The 18,648-nt window shown below is 74.1% G+C and carries 19 protein-coding genes; 3 read left to right on the plus strand and 16 right to left on the minus strand.

What is annotated here, in order from left to right; translation table 11 throughout:
• Positions 1 to 15: 15 nt before the first annotated feature.
• From ACFC0B_RS14280 to ACFC0B_RS14295, 4 genes are all read right to left on the minus strand, one after another.
• Positions 16 to 1,143, minus strand: a complete 1,128-nt coding sequence (locus ACFC0B_RS14280) for a GuaB3 family IMP dehydrogenase-related protein (RefSeq protein WP_376086106.1) — start codon at positions 1,141 to 1,143, stop codon at positions 16 to 18.
• 182 nt (positions 1,144 to 1,325) lie between these two features.
• Entirely contained in the window at positions 1,326 to 2,831 is a 1,506-nt protein-coding gene (gene guaB, locus ACFC0B_RS14285; RefSeq protein WP_376086108.1) for an IMP dehydrogenase, read from the minus strand.
• A gap of 300 nt (positions 2,832 to 3,131) precedes the next feature.
• Positions 3,132 to 3,800, minus strand: a complete 669-nt coding sequence (shbA, locus tag ACFC0B_RS14290) for an RNA polymerase sigma factor ShbA (RefSeq protein ID WP_376086110.1) — start codon at positions 3,798 to 3,800, stop codon at positions 3,132 to 3,134.
• A gap of 317 nt (positions 3,801 to 4,117) precedes the next feature.
• On the minus strand, positions 4,118 to 4,729 hold the full coding sequence (locus ACFC0B_RS14295; protein ID WP_014136228.1) for a response regulator transcription factor: 612 nt from the start codon (positions 4,727 to 4,729) through the stop codon (positions 4,118 to 4,120).
• 571 nt (positions 4,730 to 5,300) lie between these two features.
• Here ACFC0B_RS14295 and ACFC0B_RS14300 point away from each other — a divergent pair.
• Positions 5,301 to 5,627: a WhiB family transcriptional regulator gene (locus ACFC0B_RS14300; RefSeq protein ID WP_376086111.1), complete on the plus strand. Its 327-nt coding sequence runs from the start codon at positions 5,301 to 5,303 to the stop codon at positions 5,625 to 5,627.
• A gap of 109 nt (positions 5,628 to 5,736) precedes the next feature.
• Here ACFC0B_RS14300 and ACFC0B_RS14305 read toward each other — a convergent pair whose 3' ends face one another.
• From ACFC0B_RS14305 to groES, 3 genes are all read right to left on the minus strand, one after another.
• Positions 5,737 to 6,741, minus strand: a complete 1,005-nt coding sequence (locus ACFC0B_RS14305) for a LysR family transcriptional regulator (RefSeq protein ID WP_376086113.1) — start codon at positions 6,739 to 6,741, stop codon at positions 5,737 to 5,739.
• A 140-nt stretch (positions 6,742 to 6,881) separates the two neighbouring features.
• Positions 6,882 to 8,516, minus strand: coding sequence for a chaperonin GroEL (groL, locus tag ACFC0B_RS14310; protein ID WP_376086114.1), 1,635 nt, complete (start codon positions 8,514 to 8,516; stop codon positions 6,882 to 6,884).
• 116 nt (positions 8,517 to 8,632) lie between these two features.
• Complete coding sequence (gene groES, locus ACFC0B_RS14315; RefSeq protein ID WP_014136232.1) at positions 8,633 to 8,938, minus strand: co-chaperone GroES; 306 nt, start codon at positions 8,936 to 8,938, stop codon at positions 8,633 to 8,635.
• A 312-nt stretch (positions 8,939 to 9,250) separates the two neighbouring features.
• Between groES and ACFC0B_RS14320 the strand changes: the two genes are divergently transcribed.
• Positions 9,251 to 10,459, plus strand: a complete 1,209-nt coding sequence (locus tag ACFC0B_RS14320; RefSeq protein ID WP_376086116.1) for a methyltransferase domain-containing protein — start codon at positions 9,251 to 9,253, stop codon at positions 10,457 to 10,459.
• Here the strand turns inward: ACFC0B_RS14320 and ACFC0B_RS14325 are convergent.
• From ACFC0B_RS14325 to tsaB, 5 genes are all read right to left on the minus strand, one after another.
• Complete coding sequence (locus ACFC0B_RS14325) at positions 10,435 to 11,355, minus strand: polysaccharide deacetylase family protein (RefSeq protein ID WP_376086118.1); 921 nt, start codon at positions 11,353 to 11,355, stop codon at positions 10,435 to 10,437. The genes ACFC0B_RS14320 and ACFC0B_RS14325 overlap by 25 nt on opposite strands.
• A gap of 99 nt (positions 11,356 to 11,454) precedes the next feature.
• Positions 11,455 to 11,718 (minus strand): hypothetical protein, encoded by a 264-nt coding sequence (locus ACFC0B_RS14330; RefSeq protein ID WP_376086120.1) that lies wholly within the window; start codon positions 11,716 to 11,718, stop codon positions 11,455 to 11,457.
• Entirely contained in the window at positions 11,715 to 12,803 is a 1,089-nt protein-coding gene (gene tsaD / locus ACFC0B_RS14335) for a tRNA (adenosine(37)-N6)-threonylcarbamoyltransferase complex transferase subunit TsaD (RefSeq protein WP_376086122.1), read from the minus strand. The genes ACFC0B_RS14330 and tsaD overlap by 4 nt, the downstream gene beginning before the upstream one ends.
• Positions 12,796 to 13,329, minus strand: coding sequence for a ribosomal protein S18-alanine N-acetyltransferase (rimI, locus tag ACFC0B_RS14340; protein WP_376086382.1), 534 nt, complete (start codon positions 13,327 to 13,329; stop codon positions 12,796 to 12,798). Before rimI ends, tsaD begins: the two co-directional genes overlap by 8 nt.
• A 59-nt stretch (positions 13,330 to 13,388) precedes the next feature.
• Entirely contained in the window at positions 13,389 to 14,045 is a 657-nt protein-coding gene (tsaB, locus tag ACFC0B_RS14345; protein WP_376086123.1) for a tRNA (adenosine(37)-N6)-threonylcarbamoyltransferase complex dimerization subunit type 1 TsaB, read from the minus strand.
• 264 nt (positions 14,046 to 14,309) lie between these two features.
• On the opposite strand from tsaB, the gene ACFC0B_RS14350 reads away from it, so the two are divergent.
• Complete coding sequence (locus tag ACFC0B_RS14350) at positions 14,310 to 14,960, plus strand: hypothetical protein (protein WP_376086383.1); 651 nt, start codon at positions 14,310 to 14,312, stop codon at positions 14,958 to 14,960.
• A gap of 65 nt (positions 14,961 to 15,025) precedes the next feature.
• Here the strand turns inward: ACFC0B_RS14350 and ACFC0B_RS14355 are convergent, their stop codons facing one another.
• The 4 genes from ACFC0B_RS14355 to alr all read right to left on the minus strand — a co-directional run bounded on the left by ACFC0B_RS14355 (position 15,026) and on the right by alr (position 18,380).
• On the minus strand, positions 15,026 to 15,244 hold the full coding sequence (locus tag ACFC0B_RS14355) for a hypothetical protein (RefSeq protein WP_376086125.1): 219 nt from the start codon (positions 15,242 to 15,244) through the stop codon (positions 15,026 to 15,028).
• Between the two features lie 125 nt (positions 15,245 to 15,369).
• A complete protein-coding gene (gene tsaE, locus ACFC0B_RS14360; protein WP_376086127.1) occupies positions 15,370 to 15,867 on the minus strand; it encodes a tRNA (adenosine(37)-N6)-threonylcarbamoyltransferase complex ATPase subunit type 1 TsaE in 498 nt (165 codons plus the stop codon).
• A 123-nt stretch (positions 15,868 to 15,990) separates the two neighbouring features.
• Positions 15,991 to 17,211: an alpha/beta fold hydrolase gene (locus ACFC0B_RS14365; protein WP_376086129.1), complete on the minus strand. Its 1,221-nt coding sequence runs from the start codon at positions 17,209 to 17,211 to the stop codon at positions 15,991 to 15,993.
• Positions 17,208 to 18,380 (minus strand): alanine racemase, encoded by a 1,173-nt coding sequence (alr, locus tag ACFC0B_RS14370; RefSeq protein ID WP_376086130.1) that lies wholly within the window; start codon positions 18,378 to 18,380, stop codon positions 17,208 to 17,210. Before alr ends, ACFC0B_RS14365 begins: the two co-directional genes overlap by 4 nt.
• Positions 18,381 to 18,648: the final 268 nt, after the last annotated feature.

Raw genomic sequence — 18,648 nt, forward strand, 5'->3', positions numbered from 1 at the left:
CCGGGGAGAGCCGGCTCAGCGGTGGTTGAGCGCCGGGTTGACGGTCACCTCGACCCGCTGGAACTCCTTGAGCTCGGTGTACCCGGTGGTCGCCATCGCCCGGCGCAGCGCGCCGAACAGGTTCATGGTGCCGTCCGGGGTGTGCGACGGGCCGGTGAGGATCTCCTCGGTGCTGCCGACGGTGCCGAGGTCGACCCGCTTGCCGCGCGGCAGCTCCTCGTGGACGGCCTCCATGCCCCAGTGGTAGCCGCGGCCGGGCGCGTCGGTGGCCCGGGCCAGCGCGGCGCCGATCATCACCGCGTCGGCGCCGCAGGCGACCGCCTTCGGGATGTCGCCGCTGTAGCCGACGCCGCCGTCCGCGATGACGTGCACGTAGCGGCCGCCGGACTCGTCCATGTAGTCGCGGCGGGCGGCGGCCACGTCGGCGACGGCGGTGGCCATCGGGACCTGGATGCCCAGCACGTTGCGGGTGGTGTGCGCGGCGCCGCCGCCGAAGCCGACCAGCACGCCGGCCGCGCCGGTGCGCATCAGGTGCAGCGCGGCGGTGTAGGTGGCGCAGCCGCCGACGATGACCGGGACGTCCAGCTCGTAGATGAACTGCTTCAGGTTGAGCGGCTCGGCGGCGCCGGAGACGTGCTCGGCCGAGACGGTGGTGCCGCGGATGACGAAGACGTCGACCCCGGCGTCCACGACGGCCTTGGAGAACTCGGCGGTGCGCTGCGGCGAGAGCGCGGCGGCGGTGACCACGCCGGAGTCGCGGACCTCCTGGATCCGCTGCTTGATCAGCTCGGCCTTGATCGGCTCGGCGTAGATCTCCTGCAGGCGGCGGGTCGCGGCGGACTCGTCGGTGATCGAGGCGATCTCGTCGAGCAGCGGCTGCGGGTCCTCGTAGCGGGTCCAGAGGCCTTCCAGGTTCAGCACGCCCAGGCCGCCGAGGCGGCCGATGGCGATGGCCTGCTGCGGGGAGACCACGCTGTCCATGGGAGCGGCCAGGAACGGCAGCTCGAAGCGGTAGGCGTCGATCTGCCAGGCGATCGAGACCTCCTTCGGGTCACGCGTACGGCGGCTGGGGACGACGGCGATGTCGTCGAAGGAGTACGCCCGGCGGCCGCGCTTGCCTCGCCCGATCTCGATCTCAGTCACTTCGAGCCCTTCTGGTGGTGTTGCTCATGCCCGCCGGGTCACCCCGGCCGCCTCCCAGTATCCCGCACCCGCCCGCCCCCACACGGCCCCGCCCGGCCCCCGGCCCCCCGGCGGGCGGTCCCCCGGACAGCCCGCAGGGCCCGCCACCCCTCGGTGGCGGGCCCTGCGGCCGGGTGCCGGGATCAGCGGCGGGCGCTGTAGTTCGGCGCCTCGACGGTCATCTGGATGTCGTGCGGGTGGCTCTCCTTGAGGCCCGCCGAGGTGATCCGGACGAACCGGCCCTTGCTCTCCATCTCGGCCACGGTGGCGGCGCCGACGTAGCCCATGGTCTGGCGCAGGCCGCCGACCAGCTGGTGCAGCACCGCGCCGAGCGGGCCGCGGTAGGGCACCTGGCCCTCGATGCCCTCGGGGACCAGCTTGTCGTCCGAGGCGACCTCGGCCTGGAAGTAGCGGTCCTTGGAGTAGGAGCGGCCCTGGCCGCGGGACTGCATGGCGCCCAGCGAGCCCATGCCGCGGTAGGACTTGTACTGCTTGCCGTTGATGAACAGCAGCTCGCCCGGGGACTCCTCGCAGCCGGCCAGCAGCGAGCCGAGCATCACGGTGTCGGCACCGGCGGCGAGCGCCTTGCCGATGTCGCCGGAGTACTGCAGGCCGCCGTCGCCGATGACCGGCACGCCGGCCGCCTGGCAGGCCAGCGCGGCCTCGTAGATCGCGGTGACCTGCGGGACGCCGATGCCGGCGACCACCCGGGTGGTGCAGATGGAGCCGGGGCCGACGCCGACCTTGACGCCGTCCACGCCGGCGTCGATCAGCGCCTGGGCACCGTCGCGGGTGGCGACGTTGCCGCCGACCACGTCGACCTTGACCGCCGACTTGATCTTCTCGATCCAGGCCAGCGCGTTGTGGCTGTGGCCGTGCGAGGTGTCGACGACCAGGAAGTCCACGCCCGCCTCGACCAGGGCCTGGGCGCGGTCGAAGGCCTCCGCGCTGGCGCCGACGGCGGCACCGACCAGCAGCCGGCCCTCGGAGTCCTTGGCGGCGTTCGGGTACTGCTCGGCCTTGACGAAGTCCTTGACGGTGATGAGGCCCTTGATCCGGCCGTCGCCGTCGACCAGCGGCAGCTTCTCGATCTTGTGGCGGCGGAGCAGCGCCATCGCGTCGACGCCGGAGATGCCGACCTTGCCGGTGATCAGCGGCATCGGGGTCATGATCTCGCGGACCTGGCGGGTGCGGTCCGTCTCGAAGGCCATGTCACGGTTGGTGACGATGCCGAGCAGCTTGCCGGACTCGTCGGCGATCGGCACGCCGGAGATCCGGAACTTGGCGCAGAGCGCGTCGGCCTCGGCGAGCGTGGTCTCCGGGCCGACCGTGATCGGGTCGGTGACCATGCCGGACTCGGAGCGCTTCACCAGGTCGACCTGGTTGGCCTGGTCCTCGACCGACAGGTTGCGGTGCAGGACGCCGACGCCGCCCTGGCGGGCCATCGCGATCGCCATCCGCGACTCGGTGACCTTGTCCATCGCCGCGGAGAGCAGCGGAATGTTGACGCGCACGTTGCGCGAGACCCGCGAGGAGGTGTCGACCTGGTTCGGCAGCACCTCGGACGCCCCCGGCAGCAGCAGGACGTCGTCGTACGTGAGTCCGAGCATCGCGAACTTCTCGGGTACGCCTGCGGCGTTGTAAGACATTTCGGGGGTACCTTCCGTGGCCGGCTCGATCAGCTCGCGCCCTGAGGGTGGGGGCGCTGTCATCAGCTCACTCGCTCGGACCGCCGAAAGCGCGGTGGCCGTTGGAGGATCCTCCAGGGGAACCCCGCGCACACCGTCGAATCTTTGGCGACCCGCCCAGGCGCCGATACCCCATGGTACTGGCACCGCGAATGCGCTCTCGTGTGCCCTTGACAACACAGCCCGGCCATGGACCATTCCGGCCGGTCGAAAACGCGCCCCGACGCCGCGCGCCGATCCGACGCGCATGGTCGGACGCGCCTAGGAGGACTCCTCCGCGAGCGCCCGCAGCCGGCTCAGCGCGCGGTGCTGGGCGACCCGGACGGCCCCCGGCGACATCCCGAGCACCTCGCCGGTCTCCTCCGCGGAGAGCCCGGCGGCCACCCGCAGCAGCACCAGCTCGCGCTGCCGGGCCGGCAGGTTGGAGAGCAGCTCCTTCGCCCAGGCCGCGTCGCTGCTCAGCAGCGCCCGCTCCTCCGGGCCGAGCGCGTCGTCCGGCACCTCCGGCAGGTCGTCCTGCGCGACCACCGTCGAACCGGGCCCGCGCATCGCGGCCCGCTGCAGATCGGCGATCTTGTGCGCGGCGATCCCGTAGACGAAGGCCTCGAACGGGCGCCCCTGGTCCCGGTAGCGGGGCAGCGCGCAGAGCACCGCCACGCAGACCTCCTGGGCGATGTCGTCCACGTGGTGCCGGGCGCCGCCGGGCAGCCGGACCAGCCGGCCGCGGCAGTACCGCAGGGCCAGCGGGTGGACGTGGGCGAGCAGGGCGTCGATCGCCGGGCCCTCGCCCCGGACGGCGGCCGCCACGAGCTCGGCGAGCGCGCCGGGTCCGTCGGCCGGTTCCGCGTACGCCGGGCCGGGCCCGGGTGCGGAGGGCTCGGCCTCCACCGGGTCAGCCTCGCCGGGAGCCCCGGTCACGTCGTCACGCATCGGTCCATGGTGCCTGGTCGCGCGGGAAAACGCGGCACCGCGTCCGGAGTTGTGCACCGGAACGTTATGCGGTGCCGCACCGGCTCGCACCACCGGCCCCTCCTGCACCGTCCCGCCTCCCGCCCCGCCGCCCCGGGTGGTCCCGGCCGCGGCGCCGTCCGCCGAGTCTCCTGCGGCTGCGTGGTTCGCCGCAGTTCCTGTCCGCTGGTCCCCGAGGTGCTCCACCCCTCCATGGTGCAACCTCGGGACCGTAACGTCACACGCCCCCGCGCGGGCAATCGCGCGGAGCGTGCCGGAACCGGCGGTGCCGGCGGCGGTCAGCGGACCAGGCCCCAGCGGAATCCCAGCGCCACCGCGTGCGCGCGGTCCGAGGCGCCGAGCTTCTTGAACAGCCGTCGGGCGTGCGTCTTGACGGTGTCCTCGGAGAGGAACAGCTCGCGGCCGATCTCGGCGTTGCTGCGGCCGTGGCTCATGCCTTCGAGCACCTGGATCTCACGCGCCGTCAAGGTCGGCGCCGCGCCCATGTCCGGGCTGCGCAGCCGGCGGGGGGCGAGCCGCCAGGTCGGGTCGGCGAGCGCCTGGGTGACGGTGGCCCGCAGTTCGGCGCGCGAGGCGTCCTTGTGCAGGTACCCGCGCGCACCCGCGGCGACCGCGAGGGCGACACCGTCGAGGTCCTCGGCGACGGTGAGCATGATGATCCGGGCGCCCGGGTCGGCGGACAGCAGCCGCCGGACCGTCTCCACCCCGCCGAGGCCGGGCATCCGGACGTCCATCAGGACGAGATCGGAGCGGTCGGCCACCCAGCGGCGGAGGACCTCCTCCCCGTTCGTCGCGGTGGTGACCCGGTCGACACCGGGTACGGTCGCGACCGCGCGGCGAAGCGCCTCGCGGGCGAGCGGGGAATCGTCGCAAACGAGAACGGAAGTCATGACCGTCGTCCTCCGCAGCTGATCCGCGTCACGTTGAGCCTCCTGGCTGGTACGAACCTCTCCGACACGGCCGATCGGCGTCAGACTCCGTGCTGATCGCCTGAGATTCCCCGCGATCGTTCCCGACGTCCGGCGTCCGCTAACCGCCTCCGCACTTCCAACGACCGTCACTCGAATGAGTTACGGCCTTCGGGGCCATCTCCACCACTGTACGTGGCCGACCCGTTACCGATCAGCCGCATCGCGGTGCACACGCCGCACTTTTGCGCAGCTCGCGCGCGGTCGGCGTACAACCCGCACACCCGCGCGGCTCCGTGTGCGCCCGTCGGCCACCCGATTGCCGCATTTGCGCCGGGCGATCGCCGACCTGGTCGCCATGCCCACTTTGCCCGGTTTTAGAGCTTTTGTATGGTCATTGACTGTTGTGCCAGTCTGTGGGTGACTTGTCCATGGAGTTGCCGTAAGTCATATTTCCAGGTGTCCACACCGCGCCGGACGCCCCGCCGTGCCGCCGCCGACGCAACCCGCCGGCGACCGGCCCGCGGTCGACGACCTCTGAAGGGAATGAGCCATGGCAGATTTCTCCCGACTCCCCGGCCCCAACGCGGACCTCTGGGACTGGCAGCTCTCCGCGGCCTGCCGCGGTGTGGACAGCTCGCTCTTCTTCCACCCCGAGGGCGAACGCGGCGCGGCCCGCAGCTCGCGCGAGGCGAGCGCCAAGGAGGTCTGCATGCGCTGCCCGGTGCGCACCGAGTGCGCCGCGCACGCGCTGGCGGTCCGCGAGCCGTACGGCGTCTGGGGCGGCCTGACCGAGGACGAGCGCGAGGAGATGATGGGCCGTTCGCGCAACCGCCTGGTGGAGGTGCCGCTCGCCGCGCCGAGCGCGGCCCAGTCGTAGGACCTCGACTCCGCCCGCCGCGGGGAGAAACGATTCTTCGCGGGGTGAGGACGGGCCGGAGCCCGTCCGGCCGCCGCGGGCCCGGCGCGCCGCCGGCTCGGCGCCCGGCTCAGCGCCCGGCCGCCGCCCCCGCCAGCCGCTCCAGCATCAGCGCCACCGCCGGCACCTCGGCGAGGTCCGGCAGGGTCAGCGCGACCACCTGGCGCACCGCCGGCGCCCCCGAGGCGGCGTGCACCGCCACCGGCGCCACCCCGTCGGACCGCACCGACTCCAGCGCCAGCCCGGGCAGCACCGCCACCCCGAGCCCGGCGGCCACCAGCCCGACCACCGCCGGGTAGTCGTCGGTCGCGAAGTCGATCCGGGGCTCGAAGCCGGCGCCCGCGCACAGCTCCACCAGGTGGCCCCGGCACTGCGGGCAGCCGGCGATCCACTGCTCCGCCGCCAGCTCGGACAGCCCGACCGGCCCGCCGCGCCCGGCCAGCGGGTGCCCGGCGGGCAGCAGCCCGACCAGCGGGTCGTCCAGCAGCGGGGTGACCACCAGGTCGGACCAGTCGGCCCCGGCGCTCAGCTGCTGGGCCTCCAGATTGGCCTCGGCGCGTGCCTCCCTGGGCGTGCCGTGCGCGGGCGCGGGCGCCGGCACGTGGGCGGATCCGGGGGCCTGCGGGTAGCGGAAGGCCAGCGCGACCTCGCACTCGCCGCCGCGCAGCATCGCCAGCGACTCGGGCGGCTCCGCCTCGACCAGCGACACGCGCACGCCCGGATGGCTGTCCCGCAGCCGGGCGACGGCCGGCGGCACCAGGGTCGAGCTGGCGGTCGGGAAGGAGACCAGCCGGACCCGCCCGGCCCGCAGCCCGGCGATCGCCGCCACCTCCTCCTCGGCGGCGGAGAGCCCGGCGAGGATCCCGGTGGCATGCTTGAGCAGGATCCGCCCGGCCTCGCTCAGCTGCATCCCGCGGCCCGAGCGGACCACCAGCGGGGTGTCCACGGACTTCTCCAGGGCCTTCATCTGCTGGCTGATGGCGGGCTGGGTGCAGCCCAGCTCGCGGGCCGCGGCGGAGAAGGAGCCGGTGCGGGCGACGGAACGCAGGACGCGCAGGTGGCGGGCCTCGATCATGCCACCAAGATATAAGGGATTCTTTGCAATACGCAAAATTCAACTGATAGTTGAAGACTGGAACAGCTCGGAACGGCCGCAGGCCCGGCCCGCCGCCCCTCGCGGGGCGCGGACCGGGCCTGCGGTCAGTCGTTCGGGCCTCAGTGCGAGTGGCCGTGACCGCCGTGCGAGTGGCCGTGACCGTTGTCGGCCTCCTCCTCCTTCTTCTCCACCACGAGGGTCTCGGTGGTGAGCAGCAGGGAGGCGATCGAGGCGGCGTTCTCCAGGGCGGAGCGGGTGACCTTGACCGGGTCGATGACGCCGGCCTTGACCAGGTCGCCGTACTCGCCGGTGGCCGCGTTGTAGCCCTGGCCCGGCTCCAGCTCGGAGACCTTGGAGGTGATGACGTAGCCCTCCAGGCCGGCGTTCTGGGCGATCCAGCGCAGCGGCTCGTGCAGCGCCTTGCGGACGACCGCGACACCGGTGGCCTCGTCGCCGGACAGGCCCAGGCCGTCGTTCAGCACCTTGGCGGCGTGGACCAGGGAGGCGCCACCACCGGCGACGATGCCCTCCTCGACCGCGGCGCGGGTCGCCGAGATGGCGTCCTCCAGGCGGTGCTTGCGCTCCTTGAGCTCCACCTCGGTGGCGGCACCGACGCGGATGACGCAGACGCCGCCGGCCAGCTTGGCCAGGCGCTCCTGCAGCTTCTCGCGGTCCCAGTCCGAGTCGGTGTTGGCGATCTCGCCCTTGATCTGGGAGACGCGGCCGGCCACGGCCTCCGACTCGCCGGCACCGTCGACGACGATCGTCTCGTCCTTGGTGACGGTCACGCGGCGGGCCGAGCCCAGCACGTCCAGACCGGCCTGGTCGAGCTTGAGGCCGACCTCCTCGGAGATCACGGTGCCGCCGGTCAGGACGGCCAGGTCGCCGAGGATCGCCTTGCGGCGGTCGCCGAAGCCCGGGGCCTTGACGGCCACCGCGTTGAAGGTGCCGCGGATCTTGTTCACCACGAGGGTGGACAGCGCCTCGCCGTCGACGTCCTCGGCGATGATCAGCAGCGGGCGGGAGGAGCCGCCCTGCAGGATCTTCTCCAGCAGCGGCAGCAGCTCCTGGATGGAGGAGATCTTGCCCTGGTTGATCAGGATGTACGGGTCCTCCAGGACCGCCTCCTGCCGCTCCGCGTCGGTGACGAAGTACGGCGACAGGTAGCCCTTGTCGAACTGCATGCCCTCGGTGAAGTCCAGCTCCACGCCGAAGGTGTTCGACTCCTCGACGGTGATGACACCGTCCTTGCCGACCTTGTCGATCGCCTCGGCGATCAGCTCGCCGACCTGCGTGTCCTGGGCGGACAGGGTGGCGACGGCGGCGACGTCGTCCTTGCCCTCGATCTCGCGGGCGACCGACAGCAGGTGCTCGGAGACGGCGGCGACGGCCTTGTCGATGCCCTTCTTCAGGGCGGCCGGGCCGGCGCCGGCGGCGACGTTGCGCAGACCCTCGTTGACCAGGGCCTGGGCCAGCACGGTGGCGGTGGTGGTGCCGTCACCCGCGACGTCGTTGGTCTTGGTGGCGACCTCCTTGACGAGCTGCGCGCCAAGGTTCTCGTACGGGTCGTCGAGCTCGACCTCGCGGGCGATGGTGACACCGTCGTTGGTGATGGTCGGGGCGCCGAACTTCTTGTCGATGACGACGTTGCGGCCCTTGGGGCCGATGGTCACCTTGACGGTGTCGGCCAGCTTGTTGACACCGCGCTCCAGCGAGCGGCGGGCGTCCTCGTCGAACTGCAGGATCTTCGCCATGTTCCCTATTCCCTCGGGGGTGCGGCCGTCGCGGCGGCCGCTCGACTACGTGAACCAACAGCCACGCCCCGGTCCCCTGTCACTGGGACACGGATCCGGGGCGTGGCTGGACGTCTTTACTTCTCGATGATGGCGAGAACGTCGCGGGCGGAGAGCACCAGGTACTCCTCACCCTGGTACTTCACCTCGGTGCCGCCGTACTTCGAGTACAGGACGATGTCACCGACGGCGACGTCGAGCGGCAGACGCTGGCCGTCCTCGAAGCGGCCCGGGCCGACAGCCAGGACGACGCCCTCCTGGGGCTTCTCCTTGGCGGTGTCCGGGATAACCAGGCCGGAGGCCGTGGTGGTCTCGGCGTCGAGCGGCTGGACCACGATGCGGTCCTCGAGCGGCTTGATGGCAACCTTGCTGCTGGTGGTCACGTCCGAGCTCCCCTTCGGAGATTACGGGGTTTTCTAACGGGTAGGGGCGAACTCGCGGATCTGCCGTCGCGGGGGTCAGACACGCACTGTCGCGTTAGCACTCCCCCGGTGGGGAGTGCTAGTGACGACCATAGGCTGCGGTTAGCACTCAGTCAACCAGAGTGCCAACGACGCGCCCGTCGGGCCGCGCGGGGCGGACGAGCGGCCGTACTCCCGTGCGAGGCTCCGCCCGGGCGCCGGGCTGTCGCCGTTCGGCTGTCCGGCCTTCGTACCGGTCGTCCCCGGCACCCTCCGACCGGCGAGAATGGCGGGGTGGAGAACGACGACCTGCGGCCCCTGCTGACCGACCGGGGCCAGGCCCTGCTCGCCGAACTGCGCGACTTCGCACCCGGGGAGGAACTGGCGCTGGCCACCCGGCTGCGCAAGGAGCACCCCGCCGAGCTGGTGTCCGCCGCCTTCGGGCAGGCCCGGCTGCGGCAGCGGGCACGGGCCAAGTTCGGCGCCGACGCCGACCTCATGTACTTCACGCCCAACGGCGTCGAGCAGTCCACCCGGCGCGAGGTCGCCGAGTGGCGGGCGCGCCGTTTCGCGGACCTCGGGGTGAAGCGGCTGGCCGACCTCTGCTGCGGGATCGGCGGCGACGTGCTGGCGCTGGCCCGGGCCGGGATCGAGGTGCTCGCGGTCGACCGGGACCCGGCCGCCTGCGCCGCCACCGCCGCCAACGCGGCCGCCCTGGGGCTGGCCGACCGGGTCGAGGTGCGCTGCGCGGACGTCGCCGACGTCGACGTCACCGGCTTCGACGCGGTCTTCACCGACCCGGCCCGGCGCACCTCGCGCGGCCGGGTCTTCGACCCCGAGGCGTACGCGCCGCCGCTGTCCTGGGCGATCGAGGCCGGCCGGCGCACCCCGGTCGGCGCGCTCAAGGTGGCCCCCGGCATCCCGCACGAGGCGGTGCCGGCCGACGCGGAGGCCGAGTGGGTCTCCGACCACGGCGACGTCAAGGAGGCCGTGCTCTGGTTCGGCACCCGGGCCGGGCACCCGCACCGCGCCACCCTGCTGCCGCAGCGGGCCAGCCTCACCGGCGGCGAGCTGCCCGATCCGCCGGCCGGCCCGGTCGGCCGCTACCTGTACGAACCGGACGGCGCGGTGATCCGCGCCCACCTGGTCGCCGAGGTGGCGCGGCAGGTCGGGGGACGGCTGATCGACCCGAAGATCGCCTACGTGACCTCGGACGAGCTGGTCGACACCCCCTACGCGCACGGCTTCGAGCTCACCGACGTGCTGCCGTTCCACATCAAGAAGCTCAAGGCGCTGCTGCGCGACCGCGGCGTCGGCACGGTGGTGATCAAGAAGCGCGGGATGGCGATCACCCCGGAGGAGCTGCGCCGCCAGCTGAAGCCCTCCGGCCCGAACGAGGTCACGGTGATCCTCAGCCGCACCGACCACGGCCCGCTGATGATGCTCGGCCGGCCGGTGACCGGACCGGCCGCGGCGGTTCAGCCGGCCGGCGCCGCGATGTAGTCCTCCAGCCGGGCCACCGCGAAGCCCTGCTCCTGGATCCGGGCCAGCATCTCCCCGAACATCTGCGTCATCGTCTCGCCCTTGAGGTCCTTCGGGCCCCGGAAGTGGGCGAGCACGATGTCGCCGGGCCGCAGCTTCTTGTCCGCCGCCTGGTACTGCATGTCGTGGATCTGCATCGACTCGCGCCACAGCACGATCGCCCGCGGGCCGCACTGCTGCACCGAGGAGTTGAGCGCGGGCGTGTTGGCGCCGTCGCCGTACGGCGGGCGGAACAGCAGCGGCGGGGTGCCGTACTGCTGGGTGAGCGCGGCCTGGGCGTCGCAGACCTCCGACTTCTGCTTCTCCGGGGTCACCTTGCTCAGCTGCGCGTGGTCCACGGTGTGGTTGTGGACGTGGTTGCCGAGCGCCTGGAGCCGCTTGAAGTAGCCGTAGTCGTCCTTGACGATGTCGCGGGTCAGGAACATCGAGACCGGGACCTTGAGGTCGGTCAGCATCTCGACGAACCTCGGGTCCTTCTCGGCGCCGTCGTCGATGGTGACGAAGACGACCTTGTCGCTGGTCCGCACCTCGCTGAACACCGGGACCGGGCCGGTCCGCTGGAGCTTCACCGGCTTGTCGGCGGGCGCCGGGGGCGCGGGCGGCAGCGGCGTGAGGTTCCACTTCGCCCAGGCGGCGGCGTCCGCGGCGGCCGGGGCGGGGGGCGTGCTCGGCGACGGGGTGGCCGCGCCCTGCCGCGGTGAGGGGGTCCCGGCCGGGGCGGTGGTACCGCTCGGCGCCACCAGGGCCGCGGACGCGGCGCCGCTGTCACCCCCGCCCGAGCACCCGGTGCCGGCGGCCAGCAGAACCGCCGCCCCCACCGCGTACGCCGTCGTCCTGCTCCACCCGTGCCTGTCCACCGCGCCGTGCTCCCCGCTCCCGTTCAGCGTTCTCGCTCGCTAGCACGGTAACGGTCGGACGTTCGGTTCCCGGTCGGGCGTGCGAACGGCGGCCCGGGGCTACTCCACGTGCTCGCTGGTGAACGACCAGCGGTGCACCGGGCGGCCCAGCAGGGCGGCGGGCGGATCCGGCGGCGGCACCGGCTCGCCGGACCACCAGGTGATCAGCAGCACCCTCTCGCCCGGGGCGGCGAACAGCTCGGTGCGCAGCAGCCCGGCGCGGCCGCGCAGCGCGGGCAGCGCGGTCTCCCGGACCCAGGCGGAGAGCTCGGCGCCCCGCCCGTCGGCGGCCCGGGCCTCCCACATCGCGGCGGTGGTGCTCACGCCTGCCCGCCCAGCGCCCGGTACGCCTGGCCGTGGAAGTCCGGGTGCGGCACGTGGACCTCGGTGACCGGCAGCGAGGAGTCCGCCGACAGGTCGAAGGAGGACGGCGCGCGGTCCCGCCAGACCATCTCGGAGCCGAGCGCGGCGACCATCGCGCCGTTGTCGGTGCACAGGCCCGGGCGCGGCACCCGCAGCCGGATGCCGGCCCGGTCGCAGCGCTGCTGGGCCATCTCGCGCAGCCGCGAGTTGGCCGCCACGCCGCCGCCGATCATCAGGTGGTCGACGCCGTTGTCCTTGCAGGCCTTGACCGCCTTGCGGGTCAGCACGTCGGTGACCGCCTCCTGGAAGGACGCCGCGACATCGGCGACCGGCACCTCCTCGCCGGCCCGGCGCTTGGCCTCCACCCAGCGGGCGACGGCGGTCTTCAGGCCGGAGAAGGAGAAGTCGTACTCCGGGTCCTTGGGGCCGGTGAGGCCGCGCGGGAAGGCGATCGCCTTCCGGTCGCCCTCGCGGGCGGTGCGGTCCACCACCGGGCCGCCGGGGAAGCCGAGCCCGAGCACCCGGGCCACCTTGTCGAAGGCCTCGCCGGCCGCGTCGTCGATGGTCGCGCCGAGCGGGCGCACGTCGCTGGTGATGTCCTCGCTGAGCAGCAGCGAGGAGTGCCCGCCGGAGACCAGCAGGGCCATCGTCGGGGACGGCAGCCGGCCGTGCTCCAGCTGGTCCACGCAGATGTGCGAGGCGAGGTGGTTGACGCCGTAGAGCGGCTTGTCCAGGGCCCACGCGTACGCCTTGGCGGCGCTCACGCCGACCAGCAGGGCGCCGGCCAGGCCGGGGCCGGCGGTGACGGCGACGCCGTCCAGGTCGCTCGCCTTGACGCCCGCGGTGTCCAGGGCCCGCTGGATGGTGGGGACCATCGCCTCCAGGTGCGCGCGGCTGGCGATCTCGGGGACGACGCCGCCGAACCGGGCGTGGTCGTTGACGCTGGAGGCCACCGCGTCGGCGAGCAGGGTGGTGCCGCGCACGATGCCGACGCCGGTCTCGTCGCAGGAGGTCTCGATGCCGAGGACGAGCGGTTCGTCAGCCATGGGGGGTGTCCTTCTTCACGTCCGGTCGCGGGTGGTCCGCGGGTTCGTCGAGGTCTTCGGGGGCGGCGGCGCCGTCGACGGCGGCGGCCGCGAGGTCGAGGCGCATCACCAGCGCGTCGACGTTGGCGGGCTGGTAGTAGCCGCGCCGGATGCCGACCGGCTCGAACCCGAAGCGCTCGTAGAGCCGCTGCGCGCGGGTGTTGTCCACCCGCACCTCCAGCAGCAGGTCCGCGCAGCCGCGCCGGGCGGCCTCCCGGACCAGGTCGGCGAGCAGCGCCGCACCGAGGCCGGCGCCCTGGTGGCGGCCGTCCACGGCGATGGTCTGCACGTCGCCCTCGCCGGCCACCGCCATCAGCCCGGCGTAGCCGACGACCGTGCCGTCCGGGGCCTCGGCGACGGTGTAGTGGCGGGTGCCGCCGGGGCGGGCCTCGGCCAGCTCGGACCAGAACATGCCGGCGGACCAGGCGTCCTCGGGGAACAGCTCCAGCTCCAGCGCCAGCACCGGGGCGATGTCCCACCAGCGCATCGGGCGCAGCACGGCCGCCGGAGCGGCGGTGCGCACGGCCCCGTCGGTGCTCGGGCCGGTCACGCCGGGAGCACCGCCTTGTAGCCGGCCGGCACCTGGGCGTCCGGACGGCGCAGGTAGAGCGGGGCGTTGGGCAGCAGGGACCGGCCCGCCGCCAGCTCGGCGGCGGCGAAGCCGGCGAGCGCGCCGGCCGAGACGTGCTCGGGGCCCCGCGCGCCGGGGAAGGCGTCCGGGTAGAGCAGCGCACCGGCGCCGACCGAGCGCGCCGGCGGCGTCAGCTCGCCCGGGCGGTCCACCGACGGGCCCTCGGTCCGGCGGCCCTCGGCGTCGTAGGCGGCCCAGTAGACCTCCTTGCGGCGCGCGTCGGTGGCCACCGTGAACGGCTCGCCGGCCAGCCCCTCGGCGCGCGCCCGGTGGGCGATCGCGTCCAGGGTGCAGACGCCGTGCACCGGCAGGCCCAGGGCGTGGCCCAGCGCGGCGGCGGTCACCAGGCCGACCCGCAGGCCGGTGTACGGGCCCGGGCCGACGCCCACGGCGATGTCGGTCAGCCGGTGCTTGTCGACACCGGCCGCCCGCAGCACCTGGTCGATCGCGGGCAGCAGGAGTTCGCCGTGGCGCCTGGCGTCGACCTGGTCGGTCTCGGCGAGGACGGACGTGCCGTCGTGGACGGCGGCGGTGACGGCGGGGGTAGCGGTGTCGAACGCGAGCAGCAGCACGGGTCAAGGTTAGACCGGTCGGGCGGCGACCTGTCGGGGCGCGGTCCCGTCCCGCCGCCCGGGGCGCGTGCGCCGCACCGGCGGGTGCGCGCCCGGACCGGTGGGTGTGCGCCTGGCGGGTGCGCGCCCGGCGGGTGTGCGCCGCCCGATCGAAAACCGGCCCTACGGCGGAACACACGTCCGACGCGATGCGGACCGGACGGGCGAACCTGGCACGATGGGGCCGACGGTTTTGGGACGGCGGTGGGAGCACACGTGGCGAAGATGGGTCCTGGAGTGGTGGTCACGGGGCTGACCCTGGGGGCCCTGGCGGTGGTGAGTCTGCTGGCCTTCCAGGCCAACGGAGCGCAGGACCGCGCGGTCGCCGCCAACCCCGGCGCGAGCACCACCGCCTCGTCCGGCGGGCCGGCCGCCTCGGCCACCCCCAGCGCCACGCCCACGCCGACCGTCCCGACGCTGCCCACCGCGGGCACCGGCACCGGGCTGCGGGTCGTCTACTCGGTGGGCGCGCACTACGTCTGGCTGATCGACCCGAAGAAGACCCCGCAGGTGGTGGCCGCCTTCCCGGTCACCCCGGGCACCGTCGAACCGCTCCCCGGCAGCTACCCCGTGTACAGCCGCACCCAGACCACCACGGGCACCGACGGCAAGCAGATCGAGCACGTGGTGCGGTTCGCCCAGCAGAACGGCGTGGTGTTCGGCTTCAGCGCGGCCGTCGACGGCGCCACCGGCACCCCGGCCGCCGCGCCGACGCCGTCCGCGTCGGGGACGCCGTCCTCGATCGGGAGCGGCACGGCCGGCGCGAGCGGCGACCCGAAGACGGGCAAGACCGGCGGCATCCGCAGCAGCCGGGCCGACGGCCAGCTGCTCTGGGACTTCGCGCCGAAGGACACCAAGGTGGTCGTGATCGCCTGACCCCGGCGGGCCGCGCGGCCACAGGGCTGCGCGGCCGTGGCGGGCGCGCGTGGGCGAGGGCCTGGCTAGGCGGCGCGGCGGGTGGCGTGGGCGCGGTCGTCCGACGGCGACCGTCCGGCCCGCGGGTCCGCCGCCGGGCGGCGTTCGGGCGGAGTGGAGACCGCCTCCGCCGCCGCGCAGGCGGCCAGCAGGGCCCGCATCGGCTCCCCCTCGGCACGGCGGTCGGGCCCCTCGGCCCCGGTCCCGCGCGGTTCGCGCTCCGGGGCGGGCGTGGTGCTCGGCATGGCGCCTCCTAGTTAGGCAGACCTAACCTCAGAACCCATCCCACCACGCCCGGGACCCCGACCGCAACATCTTCCCGACAGCCTGTCGGCAAACCGTGACCGGGCAGGCCTGCGCCGCCGGGCCCTCAGGCCAGCACGGACAGGTCGACGCCGTCCCAGCGGGGGCCGATCCCGGTCAGCAGCACCCGGCGCGGGTCCAGGTCGTCGCCCGCAGCCTCGGCGCCGATGGCCCGCTCGATCCGGACCTCCAGGCGGTCCTCCGAGAGCCGTTCGACCTTGCCCTCGCCCCACTCGACGACCACCACCGACTCGGGCAGCGAGACGTCCAGGTCGAGGTCCTCCATCTCGTCGAGGTTCCCGCCCAGCCGGTACGCGTCGACGTGCACCAGCGCCGGGCCGCCGACCAGCGACGGGTGCACCCGGGCGATCACGAAGGTCGGCGAGGTGACGGCGCCGCGCACCCGGAGGCCCTCGCCGAGGCCCCGGGTCAGCGTGGTCTTCCCCGCTCCCAGCTCGCCGGAGAGCAGCACCAGGTCCCCCGGCCGCAGCAGCGCGGCCAGCTCCCGGCCGAGCCGGCCCATCCGGTCGGGGGTGGCGGCGGTGAGAGTGGCGTGCGAGCCCATGCGCGAATCAAGCCCTTCGGTCCGTACGGCGGCGCACCGGCTCTCGGGCGCCCCCGCTACCGTGCCACATCCCCGGCACCACCCGCGCCGGGCGTCCGCGGACCCCGGCCCGCGGGGCTCCCCCTACCGTCCCTCGACGGCCGGGGGCGCCGGCGGGACGGCGGCACCGCGGTAGCGGGCGGCCCGCTCGAACAGCGCGGCCAGCCGCTCGTCCACCGCGTCCGGGCGCTCCAGCATCACCAGGTGCCCGGCGTCCTCGACCAGGACCAGCTCGGCGCCCGGCAGTTGTTCGGCCATCACCTCGCCGTGGCCGGGCGGGGTCAGCAGGTCCTTGGTGCCCGTCAGCACCAGGGCCGGGATGCCGCGCAGCGCGGCGAGGGCCTCGGTCTTCTCGTGCGCGGAGAACACCGGGTAGAACTCGGCCACCACGTCGATCGGGGTGGCGTCCAGCATCTGCTCGGCGAACCGGGCCACGCCCGGGTCGACGTCCTTCCCGCCGAAGGAGAACCGCCGGTAGAGGACGGCGCTGACGTCCGTGCCCAGCCGGCGGGTCGCCTCGACCAGGTCCACCTGACGGCCGAGCAGCTTCATCATGCCCGGCGCGACCCGGCGGAACAGCCTGGCGCCCGCCTGCGGCAGGCCGAAGGTGACGGCGTCCCAGTTCCCGGCCAGGGTGCCGATCAGCGCCACGCCGGCCACCCGCTCGCGGAACAGCTCGGGGGCCTGGTCGGCCAGCGCCATCACCGTCATGCCGCCCATCGAGTGGCCGACCAGGACCAGCGGGCCGGTCGGCGCGACGGCGTCGAGCACGGCCCTGAGGTCGCCGCCCAGCTGGTCGATGCTGGCGGACCCGCCGGCGAGGAACGAGCGGGAGCGCTCGGAGCGGCCGTGGCTGCGCTGGTCCCAGAAGACCAGGCGCAGGCCGTCGCGGAAGGCGGCGCGCTGGAAGTGCCAGCTGTCCTGGTTGAGGCAGTAGCCGTGGCAGAAGACCACGGTCAGCGGCTCGGGCGCGCCGTCCGGCCCGCCGGTGCCGTCCGCTTCGCCGGTGCCGTCCAGCTCGACGTACAGCTCGGTGCCGTCCGCGGCGGGGACGGTGCGGGGGCGGCCGCGCAGCGAGCCGTAGGGGGCCTTGGCGTCCAGTTCGGCGCGGGCCCGGCGGCGCATCGTCCGGCCGACCGTCAGCCGCTCGATCGCCACGCCCGCGGCGGCGCCGGCCGCGAGCACGCCGACCGAGATGCCGATCAGGCCGGCCCGGCTCACCCCGGTGGCCGTCCCGGCCGCCTTGACGGCGCGGGCCACGCCGCTCACCGCCCCCGCCGGGTCGGTGCCGGCCTGCTCGCTCATCCGAGCAGGTCCTCGTCCAGGCCGCCGACGTAGCGGCGCGGCACGCGGGAGCCGATCCGGGTCACGATCTCGTAGGAGATGGTGCCGCAGGCGCGGCCCCAGTCCTCGGCGGTCGGCTCGCCGCGGTCGCCGTTGCCGAAGAGCAGCACCTCGTCGCCGATCGGCGGGGTGTCGCCGCCGAGGTCGACGACGAACTGGTCCATCGCCACCCGGCCGGCCACGGTGCGCCACTTGCCGTCGATCTGCACCGGGCCGATGCCGCTGGCGTGCCGGGGAATGCCGTCGCCGTAGCCGAGCGGGACGAGGCCCAGGGTGGTCGGGCCGGGGGTGGTGTAGTGGTGGCCGTAGCTGACGCCGTGGCCGCCGGGGACGTGCTTGACCAGGGCCAGCCGGGCGGTCAGCGACATCACCGGGCGCAGGCCGAAGTCGGCCGGCGAGCCGACGTCCGGGACCGGCGAGAGCCCGTACATCGCCAGGCCCGTGCGGACCATGTCGAAGTGCGACTGCGGGAGCAGCAGGGTGGCCGGCGAGTTGGCCAGGTGCCGGACCTCGGGGCGCAGGCCGGCCGCCTCGGCGGTGGCCAGGGCGGCGCGGTAGGCGTCCAGCTGGGCCTGGATGGAGGGGTGGCCGGGCTCGTCGGCGGCGGCGAAGTGCGACCAGACGCCGACGACGGTCAGCAGGCCGTCCAGCTCGGCGCGGCGGGCGGCGGCGACCAGGTCGGTCCAGTCGTGCGGCTGGCAGCCGTTGCGGCCGAGGCCGGTGTCGGCCTTGAGGTGGACCCGGGCGGGGATCCCGGTGGCGCGGACGGCGGCGAGCAGCTCGGTCAGCGCCCACTGGCCGCTGACCGAGATGTCGAGGTCGGCGAAGAGGGCCTCGCGCCAGGGGCCGCCGGGGGTCCACAGCCAGCAGAGGATGCGGGCCTGGTCCGGCCGGATGCCGGCGGCGCGCAGGGCGAGCGCCTCGTCCGGCGTGGCGGTGCCCAGCCAGCGGACTCCTGCGGCGACCGCCTCCCGGGCGCACCGGGCGGCGCCGTGCCCGTAGGCGTCCGCCTTGACCGCGGCCATCACCGTGGCGCCGCCGATACGCTCGCGCAGCGCGTCGAGGTTGCCGCGCAGGGCGGCGAGATCGATGGTCGCCTCGGCTCGCGCGCCTTCGGTGAGAGTGGCCATAACGGTCGTCTTCGCAGTTGTCATCAGGGTCAGTCTCCCAGACGTCCCAGGGTCCTCGCCGAACGGCCCGTCGGCACACCGCCCCCCGCAACCCCCACCCCTCTCCGGACGCCCACCGATCACACCCCGGTTCCCTCCCGCCCCCGGAGCATCCGAAATATGCAGACCGGTCTACATATGCCGCCCCGGAGTGGGGGGGGGGGCCCCCCCCCCCGACCCCCCCACGCCCCCCCCCCCCCCCCCCCCCCGCGAGACCAAAAAAAAAAGA

It is taken from the genome of Kitasatospora sp. NPDC056184 (assembly GCF_042268405.1).
Lineage (GTDB): Bacteria > Actinomycetota > Actinomycetes > Streptomycetales > Streptomycetaceae > Kitasatospora.

Excerpts from the sequence above, each read along its gene's own strand:
- rimI (WP_376086382.1), bottom strand. The coding sequence starts at position 13,329 with ATGCGCTGGTGGGACATCGCCCCGGTGCTGGCGCTGGAGCTGGAGCTG.
- alr (WP_376086130.1), bottom strand. The coding sequence starts at position 18,380 with ATGGCCACTCTCACCGAAGGCGCGCGAGCCGAGGCGACCATCGATCTC.
- groL (WP_376086114.1), bottom strand. The coding sequence starts at position 8,516 with ATGGCGAAGATCCTGCAGTTCGACGAGGACGCCCGCCGCTCGCTGGAG.
- ACFC0B_RS14305 (WP_376086113.1), bottom strand. The coding sequence starts at position 6,741 with ATGATCGAGGCCCGCCACCTGCGCGTCCTGCGTTCCGTCGCCCGCACC.
- shbA (WP_376086110.1), bottom strand. The coding sequence starts at position 3,800 with ATGCGTGACGACGTGACCGGGGCTCCCGGCGAGGCTGACCCGGTGGAG.
- tsaE (WP_376086127.1), bottom strand. The coding sequence starts at position 15,867 with ATGGGCTCGCACGCCACTCTCACCGCCGCCACCCCCGACCGGATGGGC.
- ACFC0B_RS14365 (WP_376086129.1), bottom strand. The coding sequence starts at position 17,211 with ATGAGCGAGCAGGCCGGCACCGACCCGGCGGGGGCGGTGAGCGGCGTG.
- guaB (WP_376086108.1), bottom strand. The coding sequence starts at position 2,831 with ATGTCTTACAACGCCGCAGGCGTACCCGAGAAGTTCGCGATGCTCGGA.
- ACFC0B_RS14300 (WP_376086111.1), top strand. The coding sequence starts at position 5,301 with ATGGCAGATTTCTCCCGACTCCCCGGCCCCAACGCGGACCTCTGGGAC.
- tsaD (WP_376086122.1), bottom strand. The coding sequence starts at position 12,803 with ATGGCTGACGAACCGCTCGTCCTCGGCATCGAGACCTCCTGCGACGAG.
- ACFC0B_RS14355 (WP_376086125.1), bottom strand. The coding sequence starts at position 15,244 with ATGCCGAGCACCACGCCCGCCCCGGAGCGCGAACCGCGCGGGACCGGG.
- ACFC0B_RS14295 (WP_014136228.1), bottom strand. The coding sequence starts at position 4,729 with ATGACTTCCGTTCTCGTTTGCGACGATTCCCCGCTCGCCCGCGAGGCG.
- ACFC0B_RS14350 (WP_376086383.1), top strand. The coding sequence starts at position 14,310 with ATGGGTCCTGGAGTGGTGGTCACGGGGCTGACCCTGGGGGCCCTGGCG.